At 63.2% G+C, this 15,156-nt stretch carries 21 protein-coding genes and 1 pseudogene; 12 read left to right on the top strand and 10 right to left on the bottom strand.

Features of this window, described 5'->3' with window-relative positions:
• Window positions 1-169 precede the first annotated feature (169 nt).
• Complete coding sequence (aguB, locus tag L4923_RS29175) at window positions 170-1,048, bottom strand: N-carbamoylputrescine amidase (protein WP_239370610.1); 879 nt, start codon at window positions 1,046-1,048, stop codon at window positions 170-172.
• A gap of 181 nt (window positions 1,049-1,229) precedes the next feature.
• On the opposite strand from aguB, the gene L4923_RS29180 reads away from it, so the two are divergent.
• Window positions 1,230-2,048 (top strand): helix-turn-helix transcriptional regulator, encoded by an 819-nt coding sequence (locus tag L4923_RS29180; protein ID WP_239370611.1) that lies wholly within the window; start codon window positions 1,230-1,232, stop codon window positions 2,046-2,048.
• 313 nt (window positions 2,049-2,361) lie between these two features.
• Here the strand turns inward: L4923_RS29180 and L4923_RS29185 are convergent, their stop codons facing one another.
• Together L4923_RS29185 and aguA are read right to left on the bottom strand one after the other, a co-directional pair.
• A complete protein-coding gene (locus tag L4923_RS29185) occupies window positions 2,362-3,465 on the bottom strand; it encodes a polyamine ABC transporter substrate-binding protein (RefSeq protein WP_239370612.1) in 1,104 nt (367 codons plus the stop codon).
• A gap of 53 nt (window positions 3,466-3,518) precedes the next feature.
• Window positions 3,519-4,631 (bottom strand): agmatine deiminase, encoded by a 1,113-nt coding sequence (gene aguA, locus L4923_RS29190; protein WP_239370613.1) that lies wholly within the window; start codon window positions 4,629-4,631, stop codon window positions 3,519-3,521.
• A 580-nt stretch (window positions 4,632-5,211) separates the two neighbouring features.
• Between aguA and L4923_RS29195 the strand changes: the two genes are divergently transcribed.
• Window positions 5,212-5,571: a DoxX family protein gene (locus L4923_RS29195; RefSeq protein ID WP_239370614.1), complete on the top strand. Its 360-nt coding sequence runs from the start codon at window positions 5,212-5,214 to the stop codon at window positions 5,569-5,571.
• A 47-nt stretch (window positions 5,572-5,618) separates the two neighbouring features.
• Entirely contained in the window at window positions 5,619-6,188 is a 570-nt protein-coding gene (locus L4923_RS29200) for a hypothetical protein (protein WP_239370615.1), read from the top strand.
• 24 nt (window positions 6,189-6,212) lie between these two features.
• Here the strand turns inward: L4923_RS29200 and L4923_RS29205 are convergent, their stop codons facing one another.
• A complete protein-coding gene (locus L4923_RS29205; RefSeq protein ID WP_239370616.1) occupies window positions 6,213-6,470 on the bottom strand; it encodes a hypothetical protein in 258 nt (85 codons plus the stop codon).
• 57 nt (window positions 6,471-6,527) lie between these two features.
• Between L4923_RS29205 and L4923_RS29210 the strand changes: the two genes are divergently transcribed.
• The 5 genes from L4923_RS29210 to L4923_RS29230 all read left to right on the top strand — a co-directional run bounded on the left by L4923_RS29210 (window position 6,528) and on the right by L4923_RS29230 (window position 11,336).
• Window positions 6,528-7,133: a TetR/AcrR family transcriptional regulator gene (locus L4923_RS29210; RefSeq protein ID WP_239370617.1), complete on the top strand. Its 606-nt coding sequence runs from the start codon at window positions 6,528-6,530 to the stop codon at window positions 7,131-7,133.
• Window positions 7,134-7,391: 258 nt separating this feature from the next.
• Window positions 7,392-8,426 (top strand): ABC transporter substrate-binding protein, encoded by a 1,035-nt coding sequence (locus L4923_RS29215; protein ID WP_239370618.1) that lies wholly within the window; start codon window positions 7,392-7,394, stop codon window positions 8,424-8,426.
• Window positions 8,427-8,516: 90 nt separating this feature from the next.
• Window positions 8,517-9,941, top strand: coding sequence for an amidase (locus L4923_RS29220; RefSeq protein WP_239370619.1), 1,425 nt, complete (start codon window positions 8,517-8,519; stop codon window positions 9,939-9,941).
• A 75-nt stretch (window positions 9,942-10,016) separates the two neighbouring features.
• A complete protein-coding gene (locus L4923_RS29225) occupies window positions 10,017-10,700 on the top strand; it encodes a TetR/AcrR family transcriptional regulator (RefSeq protein ID WP_239370620.1) in 684 nt (227 codons plus the stop codon).
• 162 nt (window positions 10,701-10,862) lie between these two features.
• Complete coding sequence (locus L4923_RS29230) at window positions 10,863-11,336, top strand: hypothetical protein (RefSeq protein WP_239370621.1); 474 nt, start codon at window positions 10,863-10,865, stop codon at window positions 11,334-11,336.
• A 42-nt stretch (window positions 11,337-11,378) separates the two neighbouring features.
• Here the strand turns inward: L4923_RS29230 and L4923_RS29235 are convergent, their stop codons facing one another.
• Together L4923_RS29235 and L4923_RS31170 are read right to left on the bottom strand one after the other, a co-directional pair.
• Window positions 11,379-11,792, bottom strand: a complete 414-nt coding sequence (locus L4923_RS29235; protein WP_239370629.1) for a TetR-like C-terminal domain-containing protein — start codon at window positions 11,790-11,792, stop codon at window positions 11,379-11,381.
• A gap of 72 nt (window positions 11,793-11,864) precedes the next feature.
• Window positions 11,865-11,924, bottom strand: a pseudogene (locus L4923_RS31170) (hypothetical protein); the annotation flags it as partial.
• Here L4923_RS31170 and L4923_RS31030 point away from each other — a divergent pair.
• Together L4923_RS31030 and L4923_RS29245 are read left to right on the top strand one after the other, a co-directional pair.
• The gene (locus tag L4923_RS31030) at window positions 11,898-12,026 is read left to right on the top strand and encodes a hypothetical protein (protein WP_275448645.1); all 129 of its coding nucleotides are present in this window, start codon (window positions 11,898-11,900) and stop codon (window positions 12,024-12,026) included. The pseudogene L4923_RS31170 and the gene L4923_RS31030 overlap by 27 nt on opposite strands.
• 84 nt (window positions 12,027-12,110) lie before the next feature.
• Window positions 12,111-12,551 carry a hypothetical protein gene (locus L4923_RS29245; RefSeq protein WP_239370622.1) on the top strand — a complete coding sequence of 147 codons (441 nt, stop codon included), beginning with the start codon at window positions 12,111-12,113 and terminating at the stop codon, window positions 12,549-12,551.
• Between the two features lie 35 nt (window positions 12,552-12,586).
• On the opposite strand, the gene L4923_RS29250 is transcribed toward L4923_RS29245, so the two are convergent.
• From L4923_RS29250 to L4923_RS29260, 3 genes are read right to left on the bottom strand one after another with little or no spacing between them, the layout of a single operon-like run.
• The gene (locus L4923_RS29250; RefSeq protein WP_239370623.1) at window positions 12,587-13,003 is read right to left on the bottom strand and encodes a GFA family protein; all 417 of its coding nucleotides are present in this window, start codon (window positions 13,001-13,003) and stop codon (window positions 12,587-12,589) included.
• 25 nt (window positions 13,004-13,028) lie between these two features.
• The gene (locus tag L4923_RS29255; protein WP_239370624.1) at window positions 13,029-13,523 is read right to left on the bottom strand and encodes an SRPBCC family protein; all 495 of its coding nucleotides are present in this window, start codon (window positions 13,521-13,523) and stop codon (window positions 13,029-13,031) included.
• Between the two features lie 2 nt (window positions 13,524-13,525).
• Entirely contained in the window at window positions 13,526-13,840 is a 315-nt protein-coding gene (locus tag L4923_RS29260) for an ArsR/SmtB family transcription factor (protein WP_239370625.1), read from the bottom strand.
• Window positions 13,841-14,009: 169 nt separating this feature from the next.
• Here L4923_RS29260 and L4923_RS29265 point away from each other — a divergent pair, with 169 nt between their 5' ends.
• Window positions 14,010-14,354, top strand: a complete 345-nt coding sequence (locus L4923_RS29265) for a hypothetical protein (protein WP_239370626.1) — start codon at window positions 14,010-14,012, stop codon at window positions 14,352-14,354.
• On the opposite strand, the gene L4923_RS29270 is transcribed toward L4923_RS29265, so the two are convergent.
• Window positions 14,338-14,913 carry a hypothetical protein gene (locus L4923_RS29270; RefSeq protein ID WP_239370627.1) on the bottom strand — a complete coding sequence of 192 codons (576 nt, stop codon included), beginning with the start codon at window positions 14,911-14,913 and terminating at the stop codon, window positions 14,338-14,340. The two genes, L4923_RS29265 and L4923_RS29270, sit on opposite strands and share 17 nt — an antisense overlap.
• Here L4923_RS29270 and L4923_RS29275 point away from each other — a divergent pair.
• On the top strand, window positions 14,912-15,156 hold a 245-nt coding region (locus tag L4923_RS29275), incomplete at its 3' end, for a hypothetical protein (protein ID WP_239370628.1). The genes L4923_RS29270 and L4923_RS29275 overlap by 2 nt on opposite strands.

A 15,156-nucleotide genomic window follows, 5' to 3' on the forward strand; every position in this document is an offset into this window, starting at 1 on the left:
CCCCCCCTCGCCCCGCCCGCGGCGGGGCGGGGGGGGGGGGCCCGCCCGCGGCCCCCCGCCCGGGGGGGTGTTTGGGGGGGGGGGGGGGGGCCCCCGCTTCGCGAGCACCTCAGGATGAGGACCGTTGTGCGGCTCGCCGCACGGCGGCCCAAAACACCCCAACCAAACCTCAGCCCGGCAAGCCCCCATCCAGCGTCGCCAGCCGCCCGTAAAGCTCGGGGCGGCGGTCGCGGAAGACGCCCCAGGAGCGGCGCTGGTGGGCGATGGCGTCGAGGTCGAAGGCGGCGGTCAGCACGGTTTCGGTCTCCCGGTCCGCCTCGGCGACCTTGGCGCCGGTTGGATCGGCGATGAAGGACGAGCCGTAGAAGGTGATGCTGGTGCCGGCGCGGCCCTGCTCCGTGCCGATGCGGTTGGAAGCGAGCAGCGGCATGATGTTGGCCCCGGCATGACCCTGCATCACACGCTGCCAATGGGCGCTGGAATCGAGACCCGCATCATGCGGCTCGGAACCGATCGCGGTGGGATAGAGCAGGATTTCGGCGCCCTGCAGCGCCATCGAGCGCGCGGCTTCAGGAAACCACTGGTCCCAGCAGATGCCGACACCGATGGTGCCGGCCTTCGTCTTCCACACCTTGAAGCCGGTGTCGCCGGGAGAGAAATAGAACTTCTCCGTATAGCCCGGACCGTCCGGCAAGTGGCTCTTGCGATAATTGCCGAGCACGGTGCCGTCGGCATCGATGACGGCGAGGCTGTTGAAATAGCTCTGGCCGGCACGCTCGAAATAGCTGAGCGGCAGCACCACGCCGAGCTCGCGCGCCAGGCCCGAGAAATGCGCGATCAACGGATTGTCCGCAAACGGCCGGGCAAGCTCGAAGAAGCCGTGGAACTGGTCCTGGCAGAAATAGGGCGCGGCGAACAGTTCCTGGATCAGGACGAGATCGGCGCCCTTTCCCTTCGCCTCCCGCACCAGCCGCTCGGCGCGCGCGACATTCTCCTTCTCGTCCCAGACGCAGGCCATCTGTGTGGCGGCGACGGTTACCTTGCGCATGATGAGGCGGGCTCCTTTGTTACGGGCGGCAGACATTAGAGCGTTTCCGTTTTTCACGGAAACGCGGAAACGCTCTAAGTTTTTGTTTTCGTCGCATTTTTGTGACGCCAAGTGATTCCACTTGGCTACAAAATGCTCTAGACGCAAAAGCGCTGCACGCTGCTGCTGGAATTGTTCCGGATTGCTGTATCAACTTGAATTCGCGCCGGCACGGGATATCGTTCGGGACATGCAGCCGGCTATTACTCTCGAGCAGTTCGGACACTGGAGCCAGGGCGTGGCTGCGGCCGCGAAGGCCGGCTCGACCGAAGAGATCTCTGCCACTTTCACCGCCGCCGCGAACGACCTGCTGGCTTCCGACCGTACCTATGTCGGGCTTTACCTGCGCGACCACAGTTCGGTGACCATCGACGACCGCGGGCCGGATCCGTGGAACCGCAACTACGACGCGCATCTCTACAGGCTGGACCCGTTCTTCCGCAGGTTCGCCAGCACCAGGCAGGATTTCCTTTTGCCGCTGGCCGCGCTCGATAGAGGCGACTTCCAGCGGACCGCCTACTACCGGGACTTCTACGAACCGTCGCAGAGCTTCGACGAGATCACCGGCGTCTTCAACCTCGACGCAAAAGCCGCGGGCTACGTCACCTTCCTGAGGTTTCGCGGCGCGCCGGCGTTCCGCCGGCAGGACCTTGCGCTGGCGGAGGCGATCAGCGGCGCGACGCGGCTGGTGCTGCAACAGCTGTGGCATCAATGGCGAACCGAACAACAGGCGGGAGCCGGCTATGGCGAGGACGGTTCCGCCTTGCGGCTGTCGCGGCTCAGCGCCCGCGAGCGCCAGATCGCGGACCTGCTCATTGACGGCGGCTCGGCCAAATCCATTTCACGCAGCCTTGCCATATCGCCCGGAACCGTGCGCAACCACATCAAGAAGGTCTACGCCAAGCTCGGCGTTCATTCGCAGGTGGAATTGATGGCTGCGGCGAGGGCAGCGGAGCTGTAGCCGACTTCCCGGGCGGGGGATCGTTTCTGACGTTCCCTCTCCGCCGCTTCGCCGAAGGGCACACGCAGATGTCCGATGTTGCCGCCGTCCCTCACCTGCCTGCCGGCATCCTCTCCCCGTATAGTGACGGGGAGAGGGAAGCTCGCGCCAGCGGTTTCGCCAATCGCCAGCGTTACGGAAAAGGCGCTGCCGTTGCGGCCAGCCTCCTTCTCCCCGTTTACGGGGAGAAGTGCCCGGCAGGGCGATGAGGGGCGGCGCCGGCACCGGCTGTCTGCGTGCCCCCAGCCGCTCATCACCGGCACCCTCCCCGCGCTCATTGCCCCGTGACGACACGCGTCCACAGCCGGTTCTGCAGGCGCAGCTGCTTGCCGTCGGCGGCATCGACCACGAACAGCTTGGCCTTCACCTCTTCCGGCGGGAACACGCCCGGATCCTTGGCCACGGCCTGATCCATCAGCGGCAGCGATTCCGGGATCGGATTGGCAAAGGAGATGTAGCTGGAATTGGCGGCCGCAATGTCGGGACGCATGTTGAAGTCGATCCAGGCATGGCCGTTCTGCGGATGCGGCGCATCCTTCGGCACTGCCATGGTGTCGAAATTGATGAGCGTTCCTTCCTTCGGGATCGAATAGGCGATCTCGAACTTCTTGGAGGCCTCCGCCGCGCGCGACTTCGCCTGCAGGATGTCGCCCGACCAGCCCAGCGTCACGCAGATGTCGCCATTGGCGAGATCGTTGATGTATTTCGAGGAATGGAAATAGCGGATGTGGGGCCGGATCTTGCCGAACAGCTCCTCGACCTTGGCGAGGTCGTCCGGATTGGTCGAGTTGGGATCGAGCTTCAGATAGTTCATCGCCATCGGGATGATCTCGGCCGGCGCGTCGAGAATGGTGACGCCGCAATCGGCGAAGTTCTTCACCACGTCGGGATTGAAGATCATGTCGAGCGAGTCGACCGGCGCGTCGGGCATGCGCTTCTTGACCGCTTCGATGTTGTAACCGACGCCGTCGGTCACCGCCATGTAGGGCACGGCATGGACATTGTCCGGATCGGCGCCGGCGACGAGCTTCTGCGCCTGCGGGTCGAGCTTCGCGAAATTCGCGAGTTTCGTCCTGTCCAGCGGCGAGAAAGCGCCGGCCTTCACCTGGTTCTTCAGGAACGGAAAGGCCGAAGGGTAGACCACGTCGTAACCCGACCCGCCGGTCAGCAGCTTGGTCTCCAGCACCTCGTTGCCGTCATAGACGTCGTAGACGACCTTGATGCCGGTCTCCTTCTCGAACTTCGCAGCCGTGTCCGGCGCGATGTAATCTGACCAGTTGTAGACGTTGACGACTTTTTCTTCTTCGGCCCAGGCGCCGCCTGAAAAAACACAGCAGCCAAGCACTGCGGCAAATGCCGAAATCATGGAAGTACGCATGCCATTCCTCTCATTGTTATTTTCCCCTTTGACCCGCGGAGCGTTCGCTCTCTTCAGGCCGATGTCTGCCCGGCATAGACCGGCAGCGTGATGCAGGCGACGTTGCCGCCGCCGAGCAGAATTTCGCGTGAATTTTCGATGCCGACAATACGATGCTGGGGAAACAGTTCGGCAAGTTTCGACTTTGCTTCGGTGTCGAGCTTCTCGTCGGCGAATTGCGGCACCACCACGACGCTGTTGCCGGGATAGTAGTTGATGTAGGTGGCCGCGACCCGATTGCCTTCGGGCCGCGCCCAGGTGGCGTCGACGCGGTCGACGCCGGCGGCTTCTTCCGCCGTCATCTCGATGGGCAGCGGATGGCGGATGCGATGCACCTCCAGCCGGCGGCCGCGCGCATCGGTCGCCGAGCGCAATATGTCCTCGGCCTCGCGCACGATCTCATATTGCGGGTCGTCGCGCTCCTCCGTCCAGCTCAGCGCCACCACACCCGGCCTGACGAAACAGCAGAGGTCGTCGATATGGCCGTCGGTCTCGTCGAAGGCGAAACCGCGCGGCAGCCAGATCACATGATCGAGGCCGAGATAGTCGCAGAGCTGCCGTTCCACCGCTTCCTTGCCCAGATGGCCGTTGCGGTTGCGGTTGAGCAGGCACTGTTCGGTGGTCACCAGCGTGCCCTGCCCGTCGCACTGCAGGCCGCCGCCTTCGGCGATCAAGGGCGATCGGTAGCGGTCCATCCGCTCCGTCTCCAGCACCTTGCGGGCGACGAGATCGTCCAGGTCCCAGGGCGTATAGAGCCCACCGTCGAAGCCGCCATAGGCGTTGAAAGTCCAGTCGACGCCGCGCACCTCGCCCTTGTCGTCGATGACGAAATTAGGCCCGCTGTCGCGCAGCCAGCTGTCATTGGTGGCCATTTCGACGAGGCGGATATGATCCGGCAGCATGGCGCGGGCATTGAGCCATTGCCGGCGCGACACCGCGATGGTGACCGGCTCGCTTTCTGCGATCGCGGCCGCCACCTTGACGAATTCCCGCTGCGCCGGCTTGGCGCCCAGCCGCCATGTGTCGGGCCGTTCCGGCCAGATCAGCCAGCAGCCGGCCTTGGGCTCGAACTCGCCCGGCGCCCGGAACCCGTCCTGTTTCGGCGTGGTGGAAAGCGTGCGCGACATCGACAACCCGTTCTTCGAAGATCCGGGCCGGATGAGGCCGCAGCCGGGGGGCCGCGGTCAATGTCCCAATTGGGATATGGCGGGGGCGGTCAGGCGGCAGGTGTGGGGTTGCGCAGCAGCCGCACCGCGATGATGAGATCGTTGGCAGGCCTCGCCAATCAACTGTTCTGAACCGCTGTGCCTTTGTCGGCGTTCCGGAATGGATCCCCGACACTCTCCGCTCCCTGCGGTCGCTCACGAGGTCGAGGATGACGGGCTGCATTTGCTGTCGCGGCTAACTGTCATCGTCGGTGCCTGGCGTTACCCAAGATGTCGTCACCAACGTTCGAGATTTGCCGGGGCGCTCTTACCCCCGTCATCCTCGACCTCGCAGGGAGCGAAGCGACCGGAAAGTGTCGGGGATCCATTCCGGAACGCTGATCGATAGCCGCCAGGCGACCCTTGCATATTCGCTAACGCCAATCTCTCGACAAGTTCATTGTTGCGTTACCGCGCGCTCGCCTAAGCACGGAAACATCATCTTCGGGCAAGGATAGCGATGTTTTCCAGCGTATCCATGCGACCGCAATTGCTCAGCCTCATGCGGATCGCCATCGCATTGACATTTTCCCAGCACGCGGTCGTCAAGCTGCTCGGCTGCGCCAGCGTCGGCTGCATTCCGCAACCGTTCACGCCGCTATGGCTGAGCGGCATATTGGAGATCATGTTCGGATCGATGCTGCTTTTCGGCCTGGCTTCGCGGTCGGTCGCGCTTCTGCTGGCCGGTGAAGCGGCCATCGCCTATTTCACCATGCACACGCAGCAGGGCTTCTTTCCCTTTCTCGACGACGGCACGCTCGCGATCGTCTACTGCATCGCTTTCCTGTATCTGTCGGTGGCCGGGCCGGGGGCATGGAGCATTGATGCCATCACCGGCACCAAACCCGCGCGGGCGGCCTAGAACGGTTGCCGCCTCGCTTATCGTGAAGCAGCCGTTCAGGAGCCAAAATGAGAAGTCAGCTTCGCTTCATCATGCATCCCGATGACGAGCGCGACTTCGTGGCTCATATCCTGTCGGACGATCGCGTGTTCCTGATCGACGAACATTCCAACGACCCGGCGGGGCCGCCCTTGCTGCGGTCCATGGAGCCTGTTGCAGGCAGCCTGTGCAGCATCGTGCTGCGTCCGGCCGGCGGAGGCGCGAACCATACCGGTGCAGCCTCCGGGAAAATCCAGTTCAGCCGCTCGCAGATCGTCGGACCCCTTATCACCGAAGGAAGGATCGCGATCGGGACGATCGCCGGCTCCGAAGAGGCGGCCTGGGTCGAGCGGCAGTACAAGGCGCTGTCGAAGTTCATCAAGGCGCGCTACACCAACTCCATCCTGCGCTGGTACAATCCCAACCTGCCCTTCGGGCCCGGCGAGCCCGGACGTTCGGCAAATCCCGGCAAACCGGACCCTCAGGTCTGGGTCGGGCCATCGGTGCGCGGCTGGCTTGCTGAAGACCCGGAGCGGCGCATCAAGCAACACTGGAGCTACGGCGCCTTGGCGTTCCTGGAGCCGAAGCCAGCAGGCTGACCGAGGCGGCAGGAGGCGGAACGATCAATCCGACACCCGAACGCCGCGTCTGTGCATCCAGAAGAGCAGCGCTGCTCCGAGCGTTGCCAGCGCCAGTCCACCCCACCACGGAAGCGGAAAACCATAGGCTGCGAGGATGCCCGGCAGCGCGATCTTCTTGCTCCAGACGAGCTCCACCAGGGTTGCGACAAGGCCCTGGCCGACAAACACGATCCAGACTGCTGCAGCCCATGGCGAAATGTGTTTCTTTGCAGGGCCACCCGTTTCGTTCGATTCACTCAAGGTCGTTCTCCTTATGTGATACGATCGTATCATAAAACCAGCACCAGGCAATGCTTCATGCCGAAACGCGTCGATCACAGTTTGCGTCGCCTTCAGATCGCCGAAGCGCTCTGGAGGATTGCTGCGAGCCGCGGCCTCGAAGAGGTTTCGATGCGCCAGGTAGCGGCGGAAGCCGGCGTGTCGACGCGGCTGGTCCAGTATTATTTCGAGACGCGCGATCGCCTTCTCGTCGAGGCGCTGGCGCTGCGCAACGAATATGACCGCAAACGCATCGAGAGCCGGTTGCCCGAAGGCGCTTCGCTGAAGGAGGCGATCCGCGTGCTGCTGCTTGGCCTGCTGCCGCTCGATGACGAAAGCCGGCAGTCGACACTGATCCATCTTGCCTACGGCATCAGGGCGGTGAATGACCGGCTTCTGGCCGAACATGTCACCAATCATGCCAAGCCAGGGCTGGAGGACATCGTCGCAGACATGCTTCGCGGCGCGCAGGCGGGGGCACAGCTTCGCGATGGCCTGGACCTCGACCGGGAAGCCGCCACCCTGCTCGCGCTCTCCAGCGGGATGACCTACGACGTGCTGATGGGCATCCGCACAGCCGACGATGCAATCGCCCTTGTCGACTACAATCTCCGGCGCGTGTGGCGCTCTGAAAGCGCGACTTAGGCCATTCAGATATCGTTTCGGAAACGATACGACTCCTTATTTCCTGCTCTTCCAATCCAGTCCTAAAGTCCGCTTCGAAAACTTATTGACTAAACAGTTAGTAATAATAATCTCACCTTCGGGAACAAGATCGGTCAGCCAGCGCCAGCCGGTGAAGGCCGCCCAGGGAACATGAGAAGGAGACCGCCGCCCGGCAGCGCCGTCGCGGCCCAAACGGACCCATCGGCTGACAGCCGGGTCCCCAAAGGGAGAATGCACATGAAGCTTAAACTGGCAGTCGTGGCGCTCGGCCTGTCGCTTGCCGCCGCGACGGGCGCAGCCCGCGCCGAAGGCGTGCTCAACATCTACAATTGGGGCAACTACACCAGCCCCGAACTGATCAAGAAGTTCGAGAAACAGTACGACATCAAGGTCACCGTCACCGACTATGATTCCAACGACACCGCGCTCGCCAAGGTACGGCAAGGCGCGTCCGGCTATGACATCGTGGTGCCCTCGGCCAGCGTGATACCGATCTGGATCAGCGAAGGGCTGCTGCTCGAAACGCGCCCCGACCAGATGGAGAACTTCAAGAATGTCGACCCGCGCTGGGTCGACGTTCCGTTCGATCCGGGCCGCAAATACACCGTGCCCTGGCAGTGGGGCACGACTGGCATGTCGGTCAACAAGTCCGTCTATTCCGGCGACGTCAACACGTCGGCGATCTTCCTCGATCCGCCGCCCGAACTCACCGGCAAGATCAACGTCGTGCCCGAGATGGGCGACATCCTGTATTTCGCCATCACCTATTTCGGCGGCAAGTTCTGCACCGAAGACAAGGAACTGTTGAAAAAGGTGCGCGACAAGCTGGTCGAGGCCAAGGCGAAATGGCTTTCGCTGGACTACGCCGCCGTCGATGGGCTCGGCCGCGGCGACATCGCGGCCGGCGTGAACTGGAACGGCATCTCGCTGCGCCAGCGGCTGCAGAACAAGGACATCGTCTACGGCTATCCGAAGGAGGGCTATCCGATCTTCATGGACAATGTCGCCGTGCTGAAGGACGCCAAGAATGTCGAGAACGCGAAGCTGTTCCAGAACTTCATCATGGATCCCGAAAACGCGGCGATGATCTCCGCCTTTGCCCGCTACGCCAACGGCATCAAGGGGTCGGACAAGTTCATGCCCGCCGACATGAAAGGCGCGCCGGAGGTCGACATCCCGGCCGAATTCCTGGCCAAGGGCGAGGTCATGCCGATCTGCCCGCCGCCGGTGCTGCAGCTTTACACCAAGATCTGGACCGACATCCAGAAATAGCACCGCTCTCGACCTGACGGGCAGTGCCTGCTCTGCCCGTCACCCCACTCTCAGCCATAATCGCGATCGCCCGATCGCCGGAGATTTCGCATGTCCGACCTCGACCTTTGCTACATGCCGGCCCACCAGGCGCTGCAGCTGTTCAAGACGAAGAAGCTTTCGCCGGTGGAGCTGATGGAAGCCACCATCCGGCGCGCCGAGGCCACCAGACCCACGATCAACTGCCTGACCTTCACCTATTTCGACGAAGCGATGGCGCTCGCCCGCAAGGCCGAGGCCCGATATGCCAAGGGCGCCAGGACCGGTGCGCTGGAAGGGCTGCCGATCGGCATCAAGGACGAGAGCTACATCAAGGGCAAGCCGACCTCGCACGGCTCGCTGCTGACGCAGGGCGCCGTCAGCGACCATACCTCCACCATCAACGACCGCATCATCAGGGCGGGCGGCATCGTGCATGCGCGCACGGCGACGCCCGAATTCAGCTGCGCCGGCTATACCTGGTCGCGGCGATGGGGCGTCACCCGCAATCCGTGGAACCCGGACTACACGCCGGGTGGCTCCTCGGGCGGCTCGGCAGCCACGCTTGCCGCCGGCACCTCGGCCATCGCGACGGGGTCGGACATCGCCGGCTCGATCCGCATCCCGGCCTCCGCATGCGGCCTCGTCGGCTTCAAGCCGCCCTATGGCCGCAACCCGGACGAGCCGCCGTTCAACCTCGATTTCTACTGCCACACCGGGCCGCTGGCGCGCACCGTCACCGACGCGATCCTGCTGCAGAACGTGATGTCCGGCCCCAGCCCGCTCGACATCGCGACATTGCGCCCGAAGCTGAGGCTGCCGCTCGACTACAAGCCGATCAAGGGCTGGAAGATCGCCTTCTCGATGGGCCTCGGCTCCTTCGAGGTGCATCCGGACGTGCGCAGGAACACGCTGGAAGCCTGCGAGGTGTTCCGCTCGCTGGGGGCTACCGTCGACGAGGTCGATCTCGGCTGGGGCGACGAGGTGCTGAAATCCGGCATGGCCTATCTCGAACACATCTTCGGCGCCTCGCTGGCCGGCCTGCTGAAGGAGCATGGCGACGACATGACCAGCTATGCGCGAAAGTTCGCCGAGGACGGCCAGAAGTCGAAGGCCACCGATTTCGTCGGCACATTGGAGGTCGCGGCGCGGATGTATCAGAGCCTCGGACCCTTGCTGGAAAAATATGACGTGCTGCTGTGCCCGACCAACGCACTGCCGGCGGTACCGGCCGAGTTCGACCAGACCACGGGCACCGTGGAGATCAACGGCAAGACGGTGAACCCGTCGCTCGGCTGGGTGATGACGACGCCGTTCAACATGCTGAGCCGCTGCCCGGTGATTTCCATACCATCCGGCCGGGCGACGAACGGCGTGCCGACGGGCATCCAGATCGTCGGGCGCACCTACAGCGATGCCGATGTATTCCGCGCGGCGATGGCCTTTGAAACGGCACGCGGCCAATGGTACGGCAGCGGGGCACGCCCGCCGCTGTGATCGCGTATCGCGCGGCCTGTCATGAAATGAGCCGGCTCCGGGCATTCAGCCTGTGGCCGGTGTTGGGAAAGCAAAATGGTTCAACGCAAGGCAGCCACGGCTGAAAAAACGCAAACCGCGCCGGCGAAACGTCCGGCAGCCCGCCGCGACCGCCGGCGTGAACGCGGCGAAGCCAGCGTCCAGCGCATCATCGATGCCGCCATCGATCTCATCGCCGATGCGGGCTTTTCCAGCCTGACCATGCAGGCCATCGCCGCACAGGCGGGCGCCTCCAACGCGCTGGTGGTCTTCCATTTCGGCAACAAGGAGAACCTGCTCAGGGCTGTGCTGCAATATCTTAGCGACCAGTATGACGCGCTGTGGACCACGCTGGTGCGCGCGCCAGGCCTGTCGCCGGTGCAGCGCGTGCAGGGCGCGGTCGAATGCGGGCGCCGGTTCGCGCGCCAGCATCCGAAATGGGTCTCGGTCTTCGTCATCTTCGGCAGCGACCGCAAGAGCATGCAGATCTACAAGGAGATCGGCCTGCCCGGCGACCTCGCCTACAATGCCGAAGCCAGCGAACTGCTCGCCGAGATCGTGCGCCTGGGCAACTACACCGACGTCGATCCCAAGACGCTGTCGGAAAGCCTCAACTGCCTGGTCCAGGGGGCCTGGTACTGGGGCCACCTCAATCCGCCCGACCGCGATTCCGAGGTTCCGGCCAAGACGATCGCGACGCTGCTGCACCACGCCTTCCCACGGCATTTCGCGCCGGCATGAGGCGAGTTTCGCGGGACGGATCCTCGCGGTCATCTCGCGCTCGGCGACTAGCATGAACTGTCCGTCACAAACGGCTTTCCGCGACGCATGCTTTTGAACCGTCGCACTTTGCTGGTAATGGGGTTGTTCGCAACGACGGGTTCAAAAGCTGCCGGAGCACCCATGGTCCAGGTCCTGCACAAAGGCGACCTTTTTGCCGACTACTTCCAGATATACCTGCGCGACGAAGCCGATCCCGACCTGCCCGACGACTATGCGGACGATCTGCTAGAGCGCCGGCTGATGGTCGGCCCCCATGCGATCATCTTCCACACGGCCCGCAACATGACCGTGCCGGTGCGCGTCGAATGGCACGACCGGCGGCCCGACCCCGACCTCGACGCCTACCAGCATGTGGTCGAGGCCGGTTTCGACTGTCCATCGGGCAAACTCGTGCTGGCCGGCATGACGGACTATGAACCGGACGCTGCTCGTCTGGCCGTGAAAGCCGGGCCGCTCGGCGTCAGGGTGAACTTCGCCGGCCTCGACACGCTGAGCGAGGACGAGCTCGACGGCGACGACCGCTACGTCGTGCAGCTGTGGCCCGGAGCCCAGCCGGAAGGCGTGCAGGTGTTGAAGGCGTGGCTGGTAGATTGAAGGGCAAGGCACCGGACCAGTCATCGCGGCGCAGGCAACCGTCTAGCGCTGGGCGATCTGCGCCATGAAGAGGTGAAGGGTGTGATGCATCGCCTCGGGCCCGGCCACGTTCCACTCCGGGAAATGCCCGTCGATGGCCATGCGGGCCAGACCATAGACCAGGGCGCGGGCGCCGAGCAGTACCTGGTCGAAGTCCAGGTCATCGGCAATCCGGCCGCTCTGCCGCGCGTCCGCCAGGAGGTTGATCATCTGCTGGCGGATGGCCTCGTTCTGGTGGCGCAGGACCTCCGATGAATTGAAGTCGATCAGCGTCCGCGAACTGATGATCTGGAAATGCGTGGGGTTGGCCATGGCCCAACGCAGATAACCGTGGCCGATCGCCTCGAAGACTGCCAGGGGATCGCCACCTTCCGCATCCGCACTGGCTTGCGCCACGGCTTCGGTCAGCCTGTTCATGGCCTGCTCCGCAACGGCGGTCATCAGCGCCGTTTTCGACCGGAAATGCCGGAACGGAGCGCCAGGCGAAACACCCGCGCGCTTGGCCGCCTCCCGGACGGAGACATGTTCGACGCCGCGTTCTTCGATGATGTCTATCGTCGCTGCGACGAGCGCCTCGACGAGGTTGCCATGATGGTAACGCCTGGCCTGTTCCGCCTGCTGATCCTTATCCATGTCGGACAGCTACCATGAAGCCCGCCATGTAATCACCGATTATTTTTCTTGCCTCGGGAAAGACTCCGGTGTAATCGGCGATTACATTTTTGGAGATTCTCCATGTTCCGCTCCGTGACCGCCATCGGCCTGGCAATGCTCTCATTCACCGTCGCGCGAGCTCAGGAAGCTCCGACGCTGGAGATCGTCTGGCCCAAGGCAGGAACTATCGTCGAGCTGGGCGACGACCCGGAACGATCGGTCGGCGTCGTCGTGAAAAGCAGTTTCAAGCTGCTCCCCGCCAGCCAATGCGGAGAAAACCGCCAGTGCGGCCACGTCCATATGAAGATCGATCCCGACGGCGACACGTGCAATATTCCGGGCCGCCCGTACAACAGCATGAACAGCGACTTTGGCGGCGACCTGATCAAGGCCCGTTTTGGCCATTGCCCCAGCTCCACCGGACGGCACGTCATTGGCGTTCTGCTTGCAGACGACCATCATCAGCCCATTCTGGTGAATGGCAAACCCATGACGGCCCTTGTCGAGGTAACGACGAAATAGAGCAGTTTCAGCCAAGCGTGCAGCGGCGTTTCGCCCTACCCGTGCGGCATCCGCTCGAATGCCTGCAAGGCGGGATCGATCGTGTCCCAGGCATGGCCGCCGATGGCATAGGTGAGCACCTGCGGGTTGAACTGGCCGGGGTCGTCGAGGCTGGCCGCGGGGACAGCGATCAGATCTGGCATCGCAACGGATGTCTGGTAGACCGGCGTGCCGCAGGTCGGGCAGAAGGCGTAGATCTTTTCGTTGCCGCTGTCGCTGGTGACGCGCCAGGTCCTGGCCTCGCCGGTGATGGTCATCTCGTCCCGCCGGGCGAAGGTGAGATAGGAACCATGGCCTGTGCCGCTGCGCCGCTGGCAATCGCGGCATTGGCAATGGTTCTCGAAGATCGGCTCGGCCGCCGTTTCGTAACGGATCGCGCCACATGCGCATCCGCCTGCGAAGATCCTGCTCATTTCGGATTCTTTCGTTGCTGATGGATCAAAGGCCCGCCGGCGGACAGGCCGCCTTCGGCTTGGCGAAGAGGTCGATGCCGCGGCCGGTCTCCAGGAAGGATTTCAGGCTGGACAGGATCACCGGCCAACCCTGTGTCACCGCCTTCGTCATATCGCCGCCGATCTCGAGGTCGTCATGGGTGACGGTCAGCCGCACCATGCTCTCATATTCCTCGATCGCGAAGGTCACCCGGCTGTGGGCTGCGGGGTCGGCGGCCTGCGCGGGAGCGGCCCAGGTGATGACGAGACGGCTCGGCGGCGTGGCTTCGACAACCTTGCCGACGACCTTCACGGCGCGTCCGTCGTCCGCGCGGACGTGCTGCCAGTCCGAACCGGGCTGCCAGTCGGAGATGTTCTCGTGACCCCAATAGCGCCGCGTGACCTCCGGCTTCGCGATCGCCTCGAACACCTTTTCAGGGGTCGAGAGGATATAGATCACGTAGACAAAGCGGGTCGTCTCCTTCAGGCTCTGTTCGGCCATCGTCACTCTCCTTCGAGTTCCTTTTTCAGATCGTGCAGCAGGTCGAGCCGCTGCCGTTCGAATTTGCGTACCCATCGCTCGTAGACCTCGTGGAGCGGCACGGGGTTGATGAAATGCAGCTTTTCCCGGCCGCGCCGGACCGTGCTGACCAGGTTGGCTTCTTCCAGCAGATCGAGGTGCTGGGTGGCGGATTGCCGGGCCATGCCCAGATGTTCGCAAAGCTGACCCAGCGTCTGCCCATTCTTCTCGTAGAGAAGGTCGAGCAGCTTCCTGCGTGTCGGATCGCCCAGCGCCTTGAAAACCTTGTCAGCGTCCATCGGCCTCACTCGGATCTGGCGTGATAATATGCAGGTATTTACCTGCATGTCAACATCATGCAGGTAAATACCTGCATGATTGCTGTCGCGTTGACATGGGATGTCTCCCCTACACCGCCATCAAAAGGCCAATGATGCGGCTACTTGTCCTGCCCGAGCAGGAGGGGCGATGTTCAAAATCCTGGTGACGCTCGTATTGGCCGTGCTGGGCGCAGGCGCCCATGCTGCTGACAGGCCATCGTTGAACGACCTTGCCGATAGGGGCTTTACACCTGTCGCAGGCGGTTACCTGACCATGAAGCGTGTCTTCCTTGTCGTGCCAACGTGGACCGGTTTCGCAGCGCAGAGCGATCCTGTCGTTTCGATGAGCGGCGAGGGCCCCATCCCCACAGGCGAACTGCTCGATATCATCGGGCGCAAGGGCGTGTTCGTCAGGATGGCGAAGCAGGCTGAAGAATATGTATGCGTGTATTACAAGACTGAAATCTGCTATCGCGTCACTTCAGCCCAATAGATCGGCATCCTTGACGCCGGTCGCGGAACCGCCGTTGCGAACAAACCGGCCCGATACGGAATGAGGGAAACGCACCGGGCCGGCGTGGCAGGCCGATGGTGGGGAGCCATCGGTCCATCTCCAACACGCCTTGCCGGAAGCTGTTCCAAAAACCTGCGCCTGCCGAAAGCAATTTCGCAAAACATGCAGCGGGAGTTGTTTCCGCGTTTCCGTGAAGACGGGAAAAGGAAGGAGGCCGGCGCGGTTGGGGCAAAAGTGCGGACGGGGCGCCGGCCTGCGGAAACATCGTCTCCAGCGCCATGGTAACCCGGAGCCGCTCTGCCGGTTCCAAAAAAGAGCGCCGCCTGGCAAAGCCGGGCGGCGCAGTTGGGAGCACTTCAAATGAAGTTCCATGGAAACGGCGATGGAGGAGCCGCGGTTCAAAAAAGATAAGGGGGCCCCGGTTGCCGCTGTCGACGAAACGCACCTGTGGCTCGCCCTTTTCCGCCATGGTGGTCATGCCCGACCGATCGGCGACACGGTAAATGCCGTCCATGACAGGCATGGATACACAACGCATGGGCATCTCCTTCCTCTCCCTCGCACAGGTTCCACTGACCGAGGCATGCGAGGCGCTGAACAAGGGCTATGAAGGCTATGTCGTCCCTATCGCCTTCGATCCCGCCGCACTCGCCCGCCGCATCCAGGCCGAGCACATCGACATGGTGGCGAGCCGATTGCTGCGTGTGGACGGCAGAACCGCCGGCATCCTGCTGATCGCACGGCGCGGCCGCACCAGCCGCATCGCGGCGCTCGGCATCGC

Origin of the sequence: Terribium retamae (assembly GCF_022347545.1) — a bacterium.
GTDB classification, from domain to species: Bacteria; Pseudomonadota; Alphaproteobacteria; order Rhizobiales; family Rhizobiaceae; genus Mesorhizobium; species Mesorhizobium retamae.